The organism is Cupriavidus taiwanensis, assembly GCF_900249755.1.
Taxonomy (GTDB): Bacteria; Pseudomonadota; Gammaproteobacteria; order Burkholderiales; family Burkholderiaceae; genus Cupriavidus; species Cupriavidus taiwanensis_D.
Genome location: NZ_LT976853.1, coordinates 2105847 through 2123427 on the forward strand (window position 1 = coordinate 2105847; position 17581 = coordinate 2123427).

The window sequence follows — 17581 nt, forward strand, 5'->3', positions numbered from 1 at the left end:
GCGGGCTCAGGGCACCCACCAGTAGCGCGTGACGTGGAAGAACACCGGCGCGGCGAACACCACCGAATCGAGCCGGTCGAGCATGCCGCCGTGGCCCTGGATCATGTGACCCCAGTCCTTGATCCCGCGGTCGCGCTTGATCGCCGACATCACCAGCCCGCCCAGGAACCCCATCAGCGCGATCACCAGCGCGATCGCGCCGGCCTGCCACGGCGAGAACGGCGTGATCCACCACAGCGCCGCGCCCAGCGCGGTGGCGCTGGCGACCCCGCCGACAAAGCCCTCGACGGTCTTGGACGGCGACAGCAGCGGCGCGATCTTGCGCTTGCCGCACAGCTTGCCCCACACGTACTGCAGCACGTCGCTGCCCTGCACCACGATCACCAGGAAGGCGATCAGCAGCAGGTTGCGGCCGTCGAAGCCCGGGATCGGCAGCGTCAGCAGCGCCGGCACGTGCGAGATGCAGAACACGCACACCATCACCGCCCACTGCACCCCGGCGCAGCGCTCCAGGAAGCGCGTGGTCTCGGACGACAGCGCCGCCAGGATCGGCAGCACCAGGAAGGCATAGACCGGGATCAGGATCGAGAACATGCCGTACCAGCCGATATAGACCAGCACGTACTGCAGCGGCAGGAACACGAAGAACGCGGCGACGATGGCGCGATGGTCGCCGCGCCGCGTGGTGGTGATGGTGACGAACTCGCGCAGCGCGAAGAACGACAGCAGATAGAACAGCACGATCACCGCGGTGCGCCCCAGCGCGAAGGCGACACCCATGATGCCGATCATCCACCACCAGGCCGACACGCGCTGCCCCAGGTTGTCGATCACCGCGTGCCGGTCGCCGCCCGCGACGCGCCAGCGCAGCAGCGCGGTCACGGTGGAGGCCAGCAGCAGCACGCCGAACAGGCCGCCGAACAGCAGCCAGGTTTCGCGGCTCCAATGCAGGGTGGGCATGGCGTTCATTCCAGTTCCGGGGCAAGTGCGAGCAGGCCCTCGCGGCAGCGCGCAAGGAACGCTTCCTTGCTGTCGTCGGCGGCCAGCCGCAGCGGCTGGCCGAAGGTCACGGTGCACAGCAGCGGCACCGGCACCACTTCGCCCTTGGGCATCACACGGTTGAGGTTGTCGATCCACACCGGCACGAACTCCACCTGCGGGCAGGCCCGCGCCAGGTGGTAGATGCCGCTCTTGAACGGCAGCAGGCGCGCGTCGGTGGTGTTGCGCGTGCCTTCGGGAAACAGGATCAGCGAGTCGCCCGCCGCCAGCCCGGCGTGCATCAGCGCGACCGGGGCGCTGCCGGGCTCGCTGCGGGTGCGGTCGATCAGCAGCGCGCGGAACACGTCGCGGCCGATAAAGCGCCGCAGCGGCGATTTCTCCCAGTAATCCGCACCGGCCACCGGCCGCGTGACCGTGCGCAGGTCGGGCGGCAGGCAGCCCCAGATCAGCACGAAATCGCCGTGGCTGCTGTGGTTGGCAAAGTAGACGCGCTGCACCGCGGCGGGGATGCAGCCCTGCCAGTTGGCACGCATGCCCGTCAGCAGCCGGGCGAAGGCGATGATGGCGCGCGCGGTCGCGCGGGCAAGCCACATGGTTGGTTACCTCAGGATCAACGAAAGCAAGGCCAGCAGCAGCTGGCACACGGTCAGCGCGGCACTGGCGCGCACCAGGCGCAGCGCGCCGCGCGCGCGCTCGGGCAAGGGGCGCGCTGCGCGCGCGGCGGACATCCAGCCCAGTTGCAGCAGCGCCGCATCGAGTCCGGCCAGGTCGGCCTGGCCCGGCACGCCGGTGGTGAGCGCACCGAACAGGCGATGGTCGATCGCCACGCGCAGCAGCAGCCAGAGCTGCGGCAGCGCCAGCAACAGCGCCAGCGCCGCCGGCAAGCGCAGGCTTGCGCCGCCCGCGCCCAGCCAGGCCGCCAGCATGGCAAATGCCAGTCCCGCCGCGCCGATCCACATGGCGCCCGACAGCGCGCCGGTGACCGCGTGCGCGATCCAGGTGTCGGTGCGGCGTACGAAATCATCGTCCCGGTCAGCGGCCATCGCCAGGCTCCTGCGTCGCGCCACGGTCCAGGAATCGCTGCAGCGCGTCGGCATGCTCGCGCCCGAGCACCACGGCCGGCCGATGCTGGCGCAGCGCCGCCAGCGCAGTGCCCGCGTCGCGCACGCCCTGCCGGCGCGCCAGCCACGCCGCCGCCACCAGCGCGCTGCGCGAATAGCCCAGCGCGCAGCTGACCAGCACGCGGCGTCCCTGCCGCTGCCACGCAACGAGCTGGGCCACGGCCTGTCCGATCTGCTGCGGCGTCGGCACGGTCAGGTCCAGCACCGGCACGCAGCGATACGCCAGTCCGGGCCCCTTGGCCGAACGCGGCAGCTCGGCGCTCAGGTCGAGCACGGCATCGGCGTCCAGCGCGCGCAGGTCGGCCCGGGTCGGGAAGCGGCCCACCCAGACGCCCGGTGCGATCGCGCTGGCCTGCGGCGCGCGCCGCGTCCACCAGCGAGAATTGACGAAGGCGCCCAGCAGGTAAGGCGCCAGCACCCAGCGCGCCGCCGGCGCCATCGCGCCGTCGCTGTCCTTCTGGAACCACGCCGGCGCCGCCAGCGCGTAGATGCGCGCCACGCAGGCCAGCGCCAGCGCGGCCCACAGCAGCAGGAACGCCAGCGTCACCGATGCGCCCAGCGCCAGCACCGCGCACAGCAGCGCCACCAGCGCGCCCACGCCGTAGCGGTGCGACAGTTGCCGCGTGCGTGCCTCGGCCACGCCGGCCGCGGGTCGCTGCATCGGCAACAGGTAGACGCACAGCCAGCCCACCAGCGCACCAGTGGGCACATCGATCAGGTGATGCTGCCAGGTAGTCAGCACCGAGGCCCCGATCAGCGCAAACCATCCGTGCAGCAGCCAGCGCCAGCCGCCGCGCAGGTGCGCGGCGAAGGCCACCCTCAGGATCACCAGCAGGCTGATATGCAGCGACGGCGCCTGGTTGAACGGCAGGTCGAAGCCGGCCAGCAGCGTGAACAGCTGGCCCGGCAGGCCGTCGGCGGCGGGCCGCGCAAAGCTGAAGCGCAGCGGGAACGCGATAAAGCACGCCACCGACACCAGTTGCGCCAGCACCAGCCGCTTGACGTGCGTGACCAGCGCCGCGCGCGAGCGCCACAGGAAGAACGAGACGCCGTACAGCAGGTCGATCGACCAGTACGGCACGATGGTCCACGGCAGGAACGGAATGCCGCGCTCCCATGCGTAGTGGAACGACGGCACCTCGGCGCGCTGGCTCGCCAGCCAGTTGGCAAAGCCATAGCTGGAGAAGAAGAACGCGCCCGCCAGCGCCAGCAGCAGGCACGCCAGCCCCCACGGCCGCCGCGGCTGCAGCGCCGCGCCCGCCTGCGTCGCCGCCGTGCTCATGCGGCGCGCCTGCGCGCCAGGCTGACGGTAAAGATGCCCCACGGGTCGATGCGCTGCGTGACCTTGTCGAAGCCCGCGGCGCGCACCAGTTCATCCATCTCGGCCTGCGAGCGGCGGCGCATCACCCAGGCGGCGCCGGCGCGATGGCTGGTCAGCGCGCGCGCGATGAACTCCAGCTGCGGATGCCAGGGTTGGCCGGTATAGACCAGGTAGCCGCCCGGCGGCACCGCGCGCGCCAGCCCGTCGAGCGAGCGCCGCACCATGGCGTTGTCGGGAAACAGCTCGTACAGTCCGGACACCACCGCCAGCGTCGGGGCCGGCGCCAGCGCGGCCAGGCTGTCGCCGTCGAAGGCATCGCCCTGCTCGAAGCGGGCCACGCCCTGCAGGCCCTTGGCGGCGATCAGCGCGCGGCCCTGCTCGACATTCAGCGCGCTGTAGTCGCGCAGCAGGATCGATTCGACCGCGGCCGCGCCGCCCTCGAGCGCGCCCAGCGCTTCCAGCACGTAGCGGCCGTGGCCGGCGGCGATATCGACCATGCGCACCGGCATGCCGGCCCCGCGCAGGCGCCGCACCGCCCCGGCGATCAGCGCCTCGGCGTGGACCTTGCGCTGGCGGATGCCGCGCCAGCCGATCGCGTCCAGGTACTGGCGGTCGGCCAGCCGGCCCAGCGCGCCGCGGCCGGACGGCGTGTTGCGGTAAACGTAGTCGAGCGTGGAGCCCGAGTCGAAGCCGGTCTGGTGGCCCAGCCGCACGCCGTCCGACAGCATCCCGCCCAGCTTCAGGTTGGCCCGCGCCGCGCGCCAGTACCAGGCGGCCAGCCCGCCCGGCGCCGATGCCAGCCGGTCGGACTCTTCGCGGAACGGGCCGATCTGGTCGGCATCGAGCAGCGAGCGCGGCGCCGAGGGCGTGTCGAATTCGCGCACGATAAAGCGGCGCGCGGCATCGACCGCCAGCTTGCGGTCGCGCTCGCCCAGGGTATCGTGGTAGAAGCCGTCCAGCACGATGCGTTCCTTGGTGCGCGAGCCCAGCCGTTCATAGAAGCGGTCCTGCGGGCCGCGGTGCACGACCCAGTCGGCGCCGGAGATCAGCAACTGCGTCGGCACCGTGATCGCGGCCGCATCGGCGACGATGCGCTCGGCGGTCTGGTACAGGTCCAGCAGGATATTGACCGCGATCGGGCGCGTGATCAGCGGATCGCTGTCATAGCTGGCGATGCGCTCGGGATCATGCGTCAGGAACTTCGCCTTGACATAGCTGTTGACGAAGAACTTGCCGCGCAGCCGCTGCATCAGCTTCAGGCCCGGCCGCGCGAACGGCACGTACAGCTTGACCTTGAACGCCGGCGACGCCAGCACCAGCGCGCGGATCGGCGGCGCGTAGTCATGCACCCAGGTCGCGGCCAGCACCGCGCCCACGCTCTGCGCGACCACCGCGGTGCGTTCCAGCGGGATGCCGTGGACTTCGGCGATATGCGCGGTGAAGGTCTGGATATCGCGCACCGAATCGGCCAGGCTCGGGCTGTAGCCGCGCTCGCCGGGCGAATTGCCGTGGCCGCGCGCGTCCCAGGCAAAGATGTCGTAGCCGGGCAGGTTGAGCTCGTCGGCCAGGTGCGCGACCCGGCCGGAATGCTCGTGGCCGCGGTGGAACAGCACCACGGCGCCGCGCGCCGGGCCCTCCACCGCGGGCCAGTGGCGATAGAACAGCGCCTGGCCGTCGTGGGTCTGGAATTGCCGCTGCTGCGGCTGGCGGGAAGACGGTCGGTCCATCGCGCTACTCCGCAAGGCGGGACTGGGCCTCGGCAATGCCGCGGCGCACCCGGTTGGCCATCGTGAACAGCGACAACAGCGACAGCAGCAGCCACAGCCAGCTGGCGGCCGCGCCGAAGCCCAGTCCCAGCCCGGCCCACAGCGCGATCGCGCCGACCGCGAAGGCGCGGTCGCTCTTGCCCAGCGGGCCGTCGTAGCGCCGGCTGGCGCCGGCCAGCGGCCCGATCAGGCCGGCGGCCTCGACCAGCAGCGCCAGCAGCGCGAAGGTGCCGACCTGCCCCAGGCTGAAACCGGGCAGCGCGGCCAGCGGCAGGATCAGCGCCAGGTCCGAGACCATGTCGCCCAGCTCGTTCAGGTAGGCGCCCAGCACGCTCTGCTGGCCATGTTCGCGCGCCAGCATGCCGTCGATGGCATTGAGCGCCATGCGCGCGAACAACCACAGCGGAAACAGCAGGAACAGCGCCGGGGTCTCGGCCACCAGCATGCCCAGCGTGGCCAGCACGCCCACCGCCAGCGACCCCGCGGCGGCGGCCAGCGTGACCTGGTTGGCGGTCACGCCGCGTTGCGCCAGGTCTTGCACCATGGGGCGCAGCCAGGCCTGGAACCTGGGCTTCAGTTCGTAGAGCGTCATCGCGCCGGCCTCCCTGTCGAGCTGATGGCGGAAGCGGGCCGCCCGCGGACCGGGCGGCGACGCGCATGGCGTGGCACGCTGGCCCGGCCGCGGCGGCTTCCGTCTTTGTTGCTGGTGTTGGTCTGGTTGTGGTGTGGCTGTGGCCTGCTGTGCCTGGCTCGGCACTCTGCCGCCACGCCCCGGACAATACCAGATGACGCCTGATGCCAGAAACCCGCCCGCTAGGCGGATGCGATCGTATTGCGCACCGCGTCGGTGACCTGCGCCACCACGCCGTCGCGCCAGTCGTCGGCATCGCCATAGAACGCGCGCCACATCGCCTGGCGCACCAGCGCGCGCTGGTTTTCGTCGGCCTCGGGATGCCGGTGCAGCCAGTGGTCGCCGCGCAGGGCATCAAGCACCTCGCCCACGGGCAGCGTGCCGAACTCCAGCGCGATGCCGGCGTAGTCCACGCCCGGCAGCGTCTGCGGCACCGCGTGCCAGGCCAGCCCGGTCAGGTTGGCCGAGGTCGACGAGCCATCGTAGATCGAGGTCACGCGCTCGCCCCAGATCGCGCGCGTGCGCGTGATCGATTCAGGCGTATCCGGCCCCATGTGGATGGGCTCGCCATAGCCCCACGGGCCCAGGCCGGTATGCACGTCGATCCAGCGCAGCGCCGCGCGGCCCGCACCGAAGCGCGCCAGGATGCGGCACAGCGTGTAGTTGCTCCAGGTGGCCTTGTCGCCGCCGTAGAACATGCCGCCCGGGTCCTGGTACTGGCCGCTGCTGACCGCCGCCTGGTACCACGCCATGCCGCGTTCGGCCACCGCCTTCATCAGCCGCGCCTGGTCAGCCTCGGACGGCGGCCATTGCGCCGGCAGCAGCAGCGGCGCGATCTCGGCATAGGCGGCGTTATGCGGCAGCGGCTGCGAGAAATCCATGAAGTTGCGGTTCAGGTCGACGTTGTCCTCGTTGACCCGGCGCAGGTAGGAAAAGCCATAGGGATTGACCGCATGCACCAGCAGCAGGCAGGCGTCGGCGGCGGCGCAATCGGCAAGCAGCGCGGCGTCGTGCAGCATCGCCGCCTGCGCGCCGGAGCCGGCAAAGCCCTCGGCACCGTGCGTGCCCGAGGTCACCATGATGCAGCGCCGGGCCTCGGGCGCGCCGGCCAGCGCCACGTCGATGGCCAGGTCTTCGCCGGCGCTGCCGCGCTTGGTCGGATGCGGAAATTGCGCCAGCGCGGCGCCTGCATTGCGCGCGGCGTCCAGGAAGGTCTTGCGCGCTTCGGCGTAGCTGCGAGAAAAATGGCTCATGGCGTCACCCGCGAATGCGATGCAGGCATTAGACGCCAATTCGGCGGGTCTCGCCAGTCGCGGCTAGAACAGGGAACCGGACTCGAACCTGCCCGGCGCGGAAGGCGCTTCGGCTTCCGGCCCCCAGATGCCGGGCGACGTGAACGCCTGCGGATGCATCGCGATCCCGGCCGCGGCCAGCTGCGCCGCGGTCAGCACCAGGTGCCGCGCCAGCCAGTCATGCAGGCTGCGCAGGAAGCGGATGTTGTCGACGCTGGCCGATGCCGCGATCAGCCGTTCCAGCTTCACATGCGCGGTATAGACGTCGAGCAGGTTGGTCGCGCGCAGGCGCGGCGGCGTCGACGGGCTGCGCTCGATCGCCAGGATGCGGCGCACCTGCGCCGGGGCGATGTCGGCGCTGCGCTGGTATTGCTCGTAGACGTCCTCCAGCGCCGGGAAGCGCACGGTGGGCTGCACGCGCGGCACCGCGGCGACCTTCTCCATGCGCAGCACCAGGTAGCGGATCGCCGCGGCGCGTTCGGCCGCACGGAGCTGCGCGGGATCGCGCCGGCGCGGGCCTGCGGGCAACTCGGGCAAGGCCGTGCGCGGCACCACGTCGCGCTCGGTGTAGTCGGGCACCTGCCGCAGCAGCGCCGGCTGTGCCACCGCGGCGCGCGCGCAGTCCTCGCCGAACGGGTATTCGTGCCCCGCGGCGTCGCGCAGGATATAGGCCTGACCCTCCGGGAAGCCGTGATGGCGGCGGCTGGCGCCGCGCGCGTGGCAGCGCGTGGCGGGATCGACGAAGTCCTTGCGTACGGGGATCCAGCCCCCGTGGTGTGCCTGGGTCATGCGTTGCGGTATTGCCTGCATATTGCTCGACCCGCCATTGTCGCCGATCTGCGGGGGGCGCCCGCTGAGCCACGCTGCGCCGCCCTACTTCAGCATGAACGACATCGCCGACAGGCAGTTCAGCATGCGCACCGCGGCCTGCACCGAATCGGCCTGGAACGACAGCGTCACGCCGTCGCGCCGCTCAAGCGCCGGCCACTGGCAGAACAGGTCGGCGTGTGCCGGCGTCTGCGTCTGCAGGGTGCAGGCCACCGGCGCGGCGATGCGCAGGCATTGCGCCTGCGCGCGCTCGCGCACCGCGGCCGTTGCCGCCGCGGCAATGGCCGCACACGCGGCCGCCGGCGACAGCGAGGCGCCGCTGCCGAAGCCGCCCGCGCTCTTGGTCTCGACATAGCGCACCCACGGCATCAGCGCGTGCGTTTCCTGCACGAACACGTCGTCGCCGCTGGCCATCAGCACCGGGGCGCCGAACTCGCCCGCCAGCGCCGCGTACAGCCCGGCCTCTCCCAGTTCCTTGCCGTTGAGCCAGACCCGCGCAAAGGCGCCGCTGTTGATGGTGTGCGCCAGCACGCCGCGGCTCTGCGCGCGGCCGTGGTAGCCGACCATCAGCACGCCGTCGACGCCGGCCTCGACCCCCGCCATCATGCCCAGGTAGCGCGGCTTGCCCAGCACCACGCGCGCGCGCGCATCGAGCTGGTCCGGCAGCAGGTTGCGGAAGCCGCCGTGCGAATCGTTGACCAGCACCTCGGCCGCGCCGCCGGCAAAGGCGCCTTCGATGGCCGCGTTGGCCTCGGCCGTCATCCAGGCGCGGGCGCGTTCGTATTCGCCGTTGCCGGGACGGGTCTGCTCGGCGTGGAAGACGCCGGCGACGCCTTCGATATCGGTGGAAACAAGGATCTTCATCAGGCGGTCTTGTCCGCTTCGGGCATTACGTCGAGCAGCGCGCGGCGGCAGTGGCCGTCGCGGCCTGTTACGGTTTCGGCATGCCACAGCGCGTGCAGGATGGCTTGCTCGACGCTGTCGGCCGCGGCGCGGAACAGTGGGTCGAGCCGGCTTTCATGCAGCATGGCGAGCGCAGGCATGGGGCGCGCGGCGTCGTGCGGCACGGTATAGGCAGTGGAGAAGGCCAGCGCGAGATCGCCCGAGCCGTGCCCGAACACCGAGCCGGTGCGCGCCAGCCCTGCTCCCGCGCGCAGCGACAGCCGGCGCAGCTGGCGCGCGTCCAGCGGCGCGTCGGTGGCGAGGATCATGATGATCGAGCCTTTTTCAGGCTGCGCGTCGGGGCCGGCCAGACGCTGCGCCAGTTCCGGACCGAGCAGCCGCCCGGCCACGGTCAGCGACTCCGGCGTGCCGAAATTGGCCAGCACCAGCGCGCCGACGCAATGGCCGCCCGCCAGCCGCGATGCCGTACCGATGCCGCCCTTGACGCCGAACGCCGACATGCCGCGCCCGGCGCCAACCGCTCCCTGCGCAACCTCATGGCTGGCACCGGCCAGGGCCGCCTCATAGTGGCGGCTCTCCACCGCCATGCGCTGGATATCGTTCAGGTAGCCGTCGTTGCATTCGAACACCAGCGGATTGACCGTGGGCAGCGCGCGCCCGATTTCCGGGTTGGCCGCCACCGCCGCGCGGATCTGCGCCTGCGCGACGGCACCGACGGCGAAGGTATTGGTCAGCGCGACCGGCGTCTCCAGCACGCCCAGCTCTTCCACCTGCACCAGCCCCACGCTCTTGCCGAAGCCGTTGAGCACGGTGGCCGCGGCCGGCACCTTGTCGCGGTACGGATCGCCGCCATGCGGGCGGATCACGGTCACGCCGGTCTGCACGGCGTCCTGCGCCAGCGTGCAGTGGCCGACGGTGACGCCAGCCACGTCGGCAATGCTGTCGAGCGGCCCCGCGGCCAGCGCGCCGATACGCGGTATCGATGCAGCCATCGCTTCAGCGCCGGTCGATCTTGGGATCGAGCGCGTCGCGCAGCCCGTCGCCAAGCAGGTTGAACGCCAGCACCGTCAGGAAGATCGCCAGGCTGGGGAAGATCGCCACGTGCGGCGCGGTGACCATGTCGGCGCGCGCCTCGTTGAGCATCGCGCCCCATTCCGGCGTGGGCGGCTGCGCGCCCAGGCCCAGGAACGACAGGCTGGCAGCGGTGATGATCGAGGTGCCGATCCGCATCGAGAAATACACCACGATCGACGACACCGTGCCCGGCAGGATATGCCGCATCAGGATGGTCCAGTCCGACGCGCCGATGCTGCGCGCGGCTTCCACATAGGTCAGCCGCTTGAGCATCAGCGTATTGCCGCGCACCAGCCGCGCGAACGCCGGGATGCTGAAGATGGCCACGGCGAAGATCACGTTGGTCATGCCGTTGCCGAGGATGGCGACGATGCCGATCGCCAGCAGGATGCCGGGGAAGGCGAACAGCACGTCGGAGATGCGCATCACGATGCGGTCCCACCAGCCTTCGTAGTAGCCGGCCAGCAGGCCCAGCGCGGTGCCGATCACCGCGCCGATGATCACCGACAGGAAGCCGGCCGCCAGCGAGATGCGCGTGCCCGCCAGGATGCGGCTGAAGATATCGCGGCCGAGCGAATCGACACCCATCCAGTGCGCGGCCGACGGGCCGGCGTTGAGCGCATCGTAGTCGAAGAAATTCTCGGGGTCGTAGGGCACGATATGCGGCGCCACGATGGCGATCGCCACCAGCACCAGCACGAACGCGCCGGCGCCCAGCGCCAGGTGCTGCTTGCGGAATTTGCGCCAGAACTCGGTCCAGGGCGTGCGCACGGCCTGCGGCGCGGCGGCTGTGGCGGATGCCGCTTGCGCTGCGGCGGGCGTGGAAAGCTCAGTCATGCCGGCCTCACTTGTAGCGGATGGTGGGATTGATCACGGTGTAGAGCATGTCCACCACCAGGTTGATCAGGATGAATTCGAGCGAGAACAGCAGCACCTCGGCCTGGATCACCGGGTAGTCGCGCATCTCGACGGCATCGACCAGCAGCCGTCCCAGCCCCGGCCAGTTGAACACTTTCTCGACCACGATCGAGCCGCCCAGCAGGAAGCCGAACTGCAGGCCCATCATGGTCACCACCGGGATCATGGCGTTGCGCAGGCCGTGCTTGGCCACCACCAGCGTCTCGCGCACGCCCTTGGCGCGCGCGGTGCGGATAAAGTCTTCCTGCAGCACCTCGACGAACGAGGCCCGGGTAAAGCGCGCCATCACCGCCGCCACCGCGGCGCCCAGCGTGACCGAGGGCAACACGTAGTGCTGCCAGGTATCGGCGCCGATCGACGGCAGCCAGCCCAGCTGGACCGAGAACACCTCCATCAGCAGCATGCCCAGCGCGAACGCCGGGAAGGAAATCCCGGAAACCGCCAGCGTCATGCCGAAGCGGTCCGGCCAGCGGTTGCGCCACACCGCCGAGCCGATGCCGATCGCCATGCCGAACACCACCGCCCACGCCATCGACGCCACCGTCAGCAACAGCGTCGGCATGAAGCGGTCGCCGATTTCCTCGCTGACCGGGCGCTTGGTGCGCAGCGAATTGCCGAACTCGCCGCGCAGCGCGTTCGAGAAGAAATTGACGAACTGCTCGTGCATGGGCCGGTCCAGCCCCAGGTCCTTGCGCACCAGCTCGACCGTGGCCGAGTCAGCCTCCGGGCCCGCCGCCAGGCGCGCCGGATCGCCCGGCAGCAGGTGGACGAACAGGAACACCAGCACGGCCACGATCAGCAGCGTGGGGATCACGCCCAGCACGCGTTTGAGGAAGTAGTTCAGCATCACACACCATGAAGAAAGGCCGCGGGCCGCCCGCCTGCGAACCCCGCGTCGCGAGGCAGGCGGCCGTCTGTCGGCTTACTGCGTTACTGCTCTGTTGGATGGCTTGCCGGGGCGCGCATGATCTTGGGTATTGCAAGCGCCCGCCCTCACCCCTTACTGCTTGATATCAATCTCATCAAAATTAAACGACCCATCCGGCATCACATACGCACCGCTCAGCCGCTTGCTGCGCGCGAACAGCACCTTCTCCGTCACCAGGAAGGCCCACGGCGCGTCCTTCCAGATGCGTTCCTGCGCGTCCTTGTACAGCTTCGCCTTCTCGGCGCGGTCGGTGGTGCGCAGCGCGCCCGCGATATCGGCATCGACCTGGTCGTTCTTGTAGTAGGCGGTATTCAGCAGCTTGGGCGGCATCGATTCCGAAGCCAGCAGCGGACGCAGCGCCCAGTCGGATTCACCGGTCGACGACGACCAGCCGACGTAGTAGATGCGCACGCCGGCGTCTTCGGGCTTGGGCACGCTTTCCACACGCTCCACGCGCTGGCCGGCCTCGAGCGCCTGCACCTGCGCCTTGATGCCGACCTGCTGCAGCTGCTGCTGCACGAACTGGATCACCTTCTGCGCGGTGGTGTGGTTATAGGCCGACCACAGCGTGGTTTCGAAGCCGTTCGGGTAGCCGGCTTCCTTCAGCAGCGCGCGCGCCTTGGCCGGGTCATACGGCCACGGGCCCAGCTTCTCGGCATAGTCCACGCCATGCGGCACCACGCCCTCAGCCGGCACCGCGTAGCCGGCAAAAGCGACCTTGGCCAGCGCTTCCTTGTTGATCGCGTAGTTGATGGCCTGGCGCACCTTGGGGTCGTTGAACGGCTTCACCATGGTGTTCATGGTCAGGTAGCGCTGGATGATCGACGGCGCGGCGATCAGCTCCACTTTCGGGCTGTTCTTCAGCACCGCGGCCTGCTCGAACGGGATGCTGAAGGCGAAGTCGGCCTCGCCGGTCTGCATGATGGCAGCGCGGGTGTTGTTGTCGACCACCGGCTTCCACGTAATGGTGTCGATCTTCGGATAGCCGGTCTTCCAGTATCCGGCAAACTTCTTGCCCTTCAGGTGGTCGGGCTGCTTCCACTCGACGAACTCGAACGGGCCGGTACCCACCGGATGAAAGGCGATGTCCTTGCCGTACTTCTGCAGCGCGGCCGGCGAGATCATCACTGCCGACGGATGCGCCAGCACGTTGATGAACGGCGAGAACGGCTCCTTGAGCGTGACCTTGACGGTATTGGCATCGACCACGTCGGTCTTTGCCACGCGGTTGAACAGCGTGTAGCGCTTGAGCTTGTTGGCCGGATTGGTGACGCGGTCCAGGTTGGCCTTGACGGCGCCGGCATCGAAGGTGGTGCCGTCGTGGAACTTGATGCCCTTCTTCAGCTTGATGGTGTAGACCAGGCCGTCCTTGCTGACGTCATAGCTGTCGGCCAGCACGTTGACCAGCTTCATGTCCTTGTCCATGCCGAACAGGCCCTGGTAGAAGGTCTTGCCGACCGCCTGCGATAGCGTGTCGTTCGAATCGTACGGGTCGAGCGAGGTGAAGGTCGAATACACCGCCATCACGGCATCCTTGGCCGCGAACGCCGGTGCGGCGGCCAGCATGCCGAGGGCGCCGGCGGCAAAGGCGCCGGCCATCCATCGGGGCGAAACCATACGTGCAGACATCGTCGAATCTCCTTGTTAGCTTCGGTATTTCCGGGACTTCAATAGGCGCCGCCAACGGCGTGCCGCGCAACAAAATGGCCGAGCGCCCCGCTGCCGGCAACCGGCACCAGCGGCTGCACCACCGGCTCGTCGCCGACCGCGCGGATCGGGCTGGGGATCTCGTCGTTGAGCGGCTCGCGCCGCAGGTGGCGCCGCGCCGGGTCGGCGATCGGCACCGCCGACATCAGCTTCTTCGTGTACGGGTGCTGCGGGTTCTCGAAGATCGCGCGGCGCGGGCCGATCTCGACGATCTGGCCCAGGTACATCACCGCGACGCGGTGGCTGACGCGCTCGACCACCGCCATGTCGTGCGAGATAAACAGGAAGGCGATGCCCAGCTCGCGCTGCAGGTCCAGCATCAGGTTGACGATCTGCGCCTGGATCGACACGTCCAATGCCGACACCGATTCATCCGCCACCACCACCTTGGGGTTCAGCGCCAGCGCGCGCGCAATGCAGATGCGCTGGCGCTGGCCGCCGGAAAACTCGTGCGGATAGCGCGCCGCGTGCGACGGGTCCAGCCCGACCTTGTCGAGCAGCCACGCCACGCGCTGCTCGGCTTCCTTGCCGCTGGCCACCTTGTGCACCAGCAGCGGCTCCATGATCGAGTAGCCCACCGGCACGCGCGGATCGAGCGACGCGAACGGGTCCTGGAAAATGAACTGGATATTGCGGCGCAAGGTCTGCAGCGCCGCCCCTTCCAGCTTGCTGATGTTCTGCCCGTTGAATTCGATGGTGCCGCTCTGGCTTTCCACCAGCCGCAGCAGCGAGCGTCCGGTGGTGGACTTGCCGCAACCGGACTCGCCCACCAGCGCCAGCGTCTCGCCGGGATAGAGGTCGAAGCTGACCTGCTCCACCGCATGCACGCGCCGCGTCACGCGGCCGAACAGGCCGCCGGGCACGTCGAAGCGCGTGACCAGGTCCTGCACGCGCAGGATCGGCGCCACGCCGGGACGGACCGTGTCCTGCGGCGCGGCGGGCTCCGGCTCGGCGCGGTCCAGCCGCAGCAGCGGGAACTTGGCCGGCAGGTCGGTGCCCTGCATCGCGCCAAGGCGCGGCACCGCCGACAGCAGCGCGCGCGTATAGGGGTGCGCCGGTGCGCGGAACACGTCGTCGGAGGTGCCCTCTTCCACCTTCTCGCCGCGGTACATCACCAGCACGCGGTCGGCCACCTCGGCGACCACGCCCATATCGTGGGTGATGAAGACCACGCCCATCTGCATCTCGGCCTGCAGGCCGCGGATCAGTTGCAGGATCTCGGCCTGGATGGTCACGTCGAGCGCCGTGGTGGGTTCGTCGGCAATCAGCAGCGCCGGTTTGCACGACAGCGCCATCGCGATCATCACGCGCTGGCGCATGCCGCCGGAGAGCTGGTGCGGATAGCGCTCGAGCACGCGGCGCGCTTCCGGGATGCGCACCAGCTCCAGCATGCGCAGCGCCTCGGCACGCGCCGCGCCGCGGCTCTTGCGCTGGTGCAGGCGGATCGATTCCGCGATCTGCTCGCCCACCGGAAATACCGGGTTGAGCGAGGTCATCGGCTCCTGGAAGATCATCGCCACGTCGGCGCCGCGCACGCTGCGCAGCGTGGCGTTGTCGGTGCGCGCGAGGTCGATCACCTCGCCGCCGCGCCGGCGCAGCGCCATGCTGCCCGCGGCAATCTTGCCGCCGCCATGCTCGACCAGCCGCATCAGCGCCAGCGAGGTCACCGACTTGCCCGAGCCCGACTCGCCCACCACCGCGAGCGTCTCGCCGCGGTCGACATGGAAGGACAGGTTGCGCACCGCCTCGACGGTGCGCTCGGACGTGGCGAAGCGCACGGTCAGTCCGTTCACCGAGACGACGCGCTCGGGCGGCAGTGCGGTGCCGGATGCGGAAGCGTGCGATTGCGCAGGGGTAGTGGCCACTGGAACTCCTTCTGTTGCTGCCTGATGCCTGGGACTTGCCCGGGACTTGCCCGGGACTTGCCGGGAACTTGCCGGGAACTTGCCGGTGCCGCGCGATCAGCCGTAGATCGACACGCTGACGGCCTCGCCCACCCGGGCGACACCGCGGTACATGCCTTCGGTATTGAACGGCAGCGCCACGTTGCCGGCGCGATCCACCGCGATCAGCCCGCCGCGGCCGTGGATCGCGGGCAGCTTCTCCATCACCACGCGCCGCGCCGCCTCGTCGAGCGGCAGGCCGGCATAGCGCATCTGCGCGGCGACATCGTGCGCGGCGACGGTGCGGATAAACATCTCGCCGGTGCCGGTGGCGGACACGGCCGCGACGTCGTCGGCATAGCAGCCCGCGCCGATCAGCGGGGTATCGCCGACACGGCCCACCTGCTTGTTGGTCACGCCGCCGGTGGAAGTGGCCGCCGCGAGGTTGCCGCGGCTGTCGCAGGCGACCGCGCCCACGGTGCCGAACTTGCTGTCGGGATCGAGCGGTTCCGGGTCGCGCGCCTGCTGTGCGGCGAGCGTGGCGGCGTCGTGGTCGAGCAGCGCCATGCCGTCGTTGCCGCGCGCACGCTGCCACTGGTCGTGGCGGGCCTGGGTGAAGTAGTACTCCGGCGCGACCAGCTCCAGCCCGTGCGCCTGCGCGAACGCCTCGGCGCCGGCGCCGGCAAACAGCACGTGTTCGCTGTGCTCCAGCACCGCGCGCGCGGCCAGCACCGGGTTGCGCAGGCGCGTGACGCAGGCCACCGCGCCGGCGTTGCGGGTGGCGCCGTCCATCACCGCCGCATCCAGTTCATAGGTGCCGGCATGGGTCAGCACCGCGCCCTTGCCGGCGTTGAACAGCGGGCATTCTTCGAGCAGGCGCACTGCCTCGGTGACGGCGTCGAGCGCGCTGCCGCCATCGGCCAGGATGCGCTGGCCGGCTTGCAGCACGTGCTGCAGCGCCTCGATGTATTCGCGTTCGCGGGCCGCATCCATCGCCGCGCGGGTGATGGTGCCGGCGCCGCCGTGGATGGCAATGACAGCTGGTTGCATAAGGAGACTCAGGACTTCCGGGTGTTGGTCGAGCGGGCGCGGCGGGCGCCGGCCCTGGGTTCGGTGGGCGGCGCGGGCGGCGGCGCCGGTTTGCGCCCGCGCTCGGCATCGGGGGCGCCGTACAGCCACGGCAGCAGGAATTCGGTCATTTCGGCTGCGGCCTTGACCGGGCGTTCGGCACGGTGCGCCACCGCGCCGCACAGCGCCTCGATCAACGCCAGCACGGTGGCGTCGGAGTTGGCCGAAAGCCGGTTGCCGGCCTGCGCATACAGCGCGATATCGGCCAGCGGCGCCAGCGGCGAGGTCGGGCCGTCGGTCAGCGCCAGCACCTGCCCGCCACGCAACTTTGCGCGCTGGGCCAGTTCGATGGTGTCGCTGACGTAGCGCGGGAAGGCGATCACGATCAGCAGGTCGCTCGGCTGCAGCTTGAACAACTGGCGCGCCGCATGCGAGGCGCCGCCCGCGCCCGCCACCGAGGTCACCATGCGGCAATGCATTTCCAGCCCGTGCTGCAGCAGGCCGGCGAGGAAACCGCTGGCGCCGAAGCCGGCCACGTAGACGCGCTGCGCGGCGAGGATCGCCGAGACCGCGCGCTCGCACGCCTGCGCGTCGATGCCGCGCCGTGTCGCTTCGGCATTGGCGGCCGCATCCTCGAGCGAGGCGGCGAACACTTCGGCCACGGTGGCGGGTCGTTCCAGTTCGCTGCGCAGCCGCTCCACCGGCGCCAGCGTGGCTTCGAAACCGCGCACCAGCTCGGCCCGGAACTGCGGATAGCCGTCGAAGCCCAGCGCCCGCGCAAAGCGGTTTGCGGTGGCCACCGAGACGTCGACCGCCGCGGCGAATTCATCGATGCGCATGGTCGCCGCGCGAAACAGGTTGGCCAGCACGTATTCCGCCATGCGGCGGTGCGCCGGCGTCAGCGCCGGCAGGCTGCGTGCGATGCGGTCCGAGATCGAATGGCCAATGGTCATGGTGAAAGCGGCTGGTAAAGGGCGGCGCATCAGAGCGCGCGCCGTTGTGAAAATGAATTTACACGCAACCGACTTCCAAGAAAATAGAGTTTTGTCAGACCGAGGGTAATCCCTAGATTTGCTGGCGCCACCGGCACTTTTGCGGTGCACGCCCCGATCCGCTTTGGCGCGGTCCCTGCACCGGCACGG

16 protein-coding genes are annotated in these 17581 nt (G+C 69.9%); all 16 read right to left on the bottom strand.

The window, feature by feature from the left end:
* Nucleotides 1-6 precede the first annotated feature (6 nt).
* On the bottom strand, nt 7-969 hold the full coding sequence (locus CBM2594_RS09580; protein WP_116356626.1) for a phosphatidate cytidylyltransferase: 963 nt from the start codon (nt 967-969) through the stop codon (nt 7-9).
* On the bottom strand, nt 966-1592 hold the full coding sequence (locus CBM2594_RS09585; RefSeq protein WP_116356627.1) for a lysophospholipid acyltransferase family protein: 627 nt from the start codon (nt 1590-1592) through the stop codon (nt 966-968). Before CBM2594_RS09585 ends, CBM2594_RS09580 begins: the two co-directional genes overlap by 4 nt.
* 6 nt (nt 1593-1598) lie before the next feature.
* Nucleotides 1599-2042: a hypothetical protein gene (locus CBM2594_RS09590; protein WP_116356628.1), complete on the bottom strand. Its 444-nt coding sequence runs from the start codon at nt 2040-2042 to the stop codon at nt 1599-1601.
* Complete coding sequence (locus CBM2594_RS09595) at nt 2032-3402, bottom strand: phosphatase PAP2/dual specificity phosphatase family protein (RefSeq protein ID WP_116356629.1); 1371 nt, start codon at nt 3400-3402, stop codon at nt 2032-2034. Before CBM2594_RS09595 ends, CBM2594_RS09590 begins: the two co-directional genes overlap by 11 nt.
* Nucleotides 3399-5168 carry a bifunctional alpha/beta hydrolase/class I SAM-dependent methyltransferase gene (locus CBM2594_RS09600; protein ID WP_116356630.1) on the bottom strand — a complete coding sequence of 590 codons (1770 nt, stop codon included), beginning with the start codon at nt 5166-5168 and terminating at the stop codon, nt 3399-3401. Before CBM2594_RS09600 ends, CBM2594_RS09595 begins: the two co-directional genes overlap by 4 nt.
* Before the next feature lie 4 nt (nt 5169-5172).
* Nucleotides 5173-5799 (bottom strand): CDP-alcohol phosphatidyltransferase family protein, encoded by a 627-nt coding sequence (locus CBM2594_RS09605; RefSeq protein ID WP_116356631.1) that lies wholly within the window; start codon nt 5797-5799, stop codon nt 5173-5175.
* Between the two features lie 221 nt (nt 5800-6020).
* Entirely contained in the window at nt 6021-7091 is a 1071-nt protein-coding gene (locus CBM2594_RS09610; RefSeq protein WP_116356632.1) for a M14 family metallopeptidase, read from the bottom strand.
* A gap of 63 nt (nt 7092-7154) precedes the next feature.
* On the bottom strand, nt 7155-7919 hold the full coding sequence (locus CBM2594_RS09615; protein WP_116356633.1) for a hypothetical protein: 765 nt from the start codon (nt 7917-7919) through the stop codon (nt 7155-7157).
* Between the two features lie 84 nt (nt 7920-8003).
* On the bottom strand, nt 8004-8822 hold the full coding sequence (locus CBM2594_RS09620; protein ID WP_116356634.1) for a M55 family metallopeptidase: 819 nt from the start codon (nt 8820-8822) through the stop codon (nt 8004-8006).
* Nucleotides 8822-9853 (bottom strand): DmpA family aminopeptidase, encoded by a 1032-nt coding sequence (locus CBM2594_RS09625; protein ID WP_116356635.1) that lies wholly within the window; start codon nt 9851-9853, stop codon nt 8822-8824. The genes CBM2594_RS09620 and CBM2594_RS09625 overlap by 1 nt, the downstream gene beginning before the upstream one ends.
* Nucleotides 9854-9857: 4 nt before the next feature.
* A complete protein-coding gene (gsiD, locus tag CBM2594_RS09630) occupies nt 9858-10772 on the bottom strand; it encodes a glutathione ABC transporter permease GsiD (RefSeq protein WP_116356636.1) in 915 nt (304 codons plus the stop codon).
* A gap of 7 nt (nt 10773-10779) precedes the next feature.
* Nucleotides 10780-11700: a glutathione ABC transporter permease GsiC gene (gene gsiC, locus CBM2594_RS09635; RefSeq protein WP_116356637.1), complete on the bottom strand. Its 921-nt coding sequence runs from the start codon at nt 11698-11700 to the stop codon at nt 10780-10782.
* Between the two features lie 153 nt (nt 11701-11853).
* Nucleotides 11854-13398, bottom strand: coding sequence for a glutathione ABC transporter substrate-binding protein GsiB (gene gsiB / locus CBM2594_RS09640; RefSeq protein ID WP_373457587.1), 1545 nt, complete (start codon nt 13396-13398; stop codon nt 11854-11856).
* 50 nt (nt 13399-13448) lie between these two features.
* Nucleotides 13449-15353 carry a dipeptide ABC transporter ATP-binding protein gene (locus CBM2594_RS09645; RefSeq protein WP_232346594.1) on the bottom strand — a complete coding sequence of 635 codons (1905 nt, stop codon included), beginning with the start codon at nt 15351-15353 and terminating at the stop codon, nt 13449-13451.
* Nucleotides 15354-15449: 96 nt separating this feature from the next.
* Nucleotides 15450-16421, bottom strand: coding sequence for an isoaspartyl peptidase/L-asparaginase family protein (locus CBM2594_RS09650; RefSeq protein WP_116356639.1), 972 nt, complete (start codon nt 16419-16421; stop codon nt 15450-15452).
* 8 nt (nt 16422-16429) lie between these two features.
* Entirely contained in the window at nt 16430-17392 is a 963-nt protein-coding gene (locus CBM2594_RS09655) for a MurR/RpiR family transcriptional regulator (RefSeq protein ID WP_116356640.1), read from the bottom strand.
* Nucleotides 17393-17581: the final 189 nt, after the last annotated feature.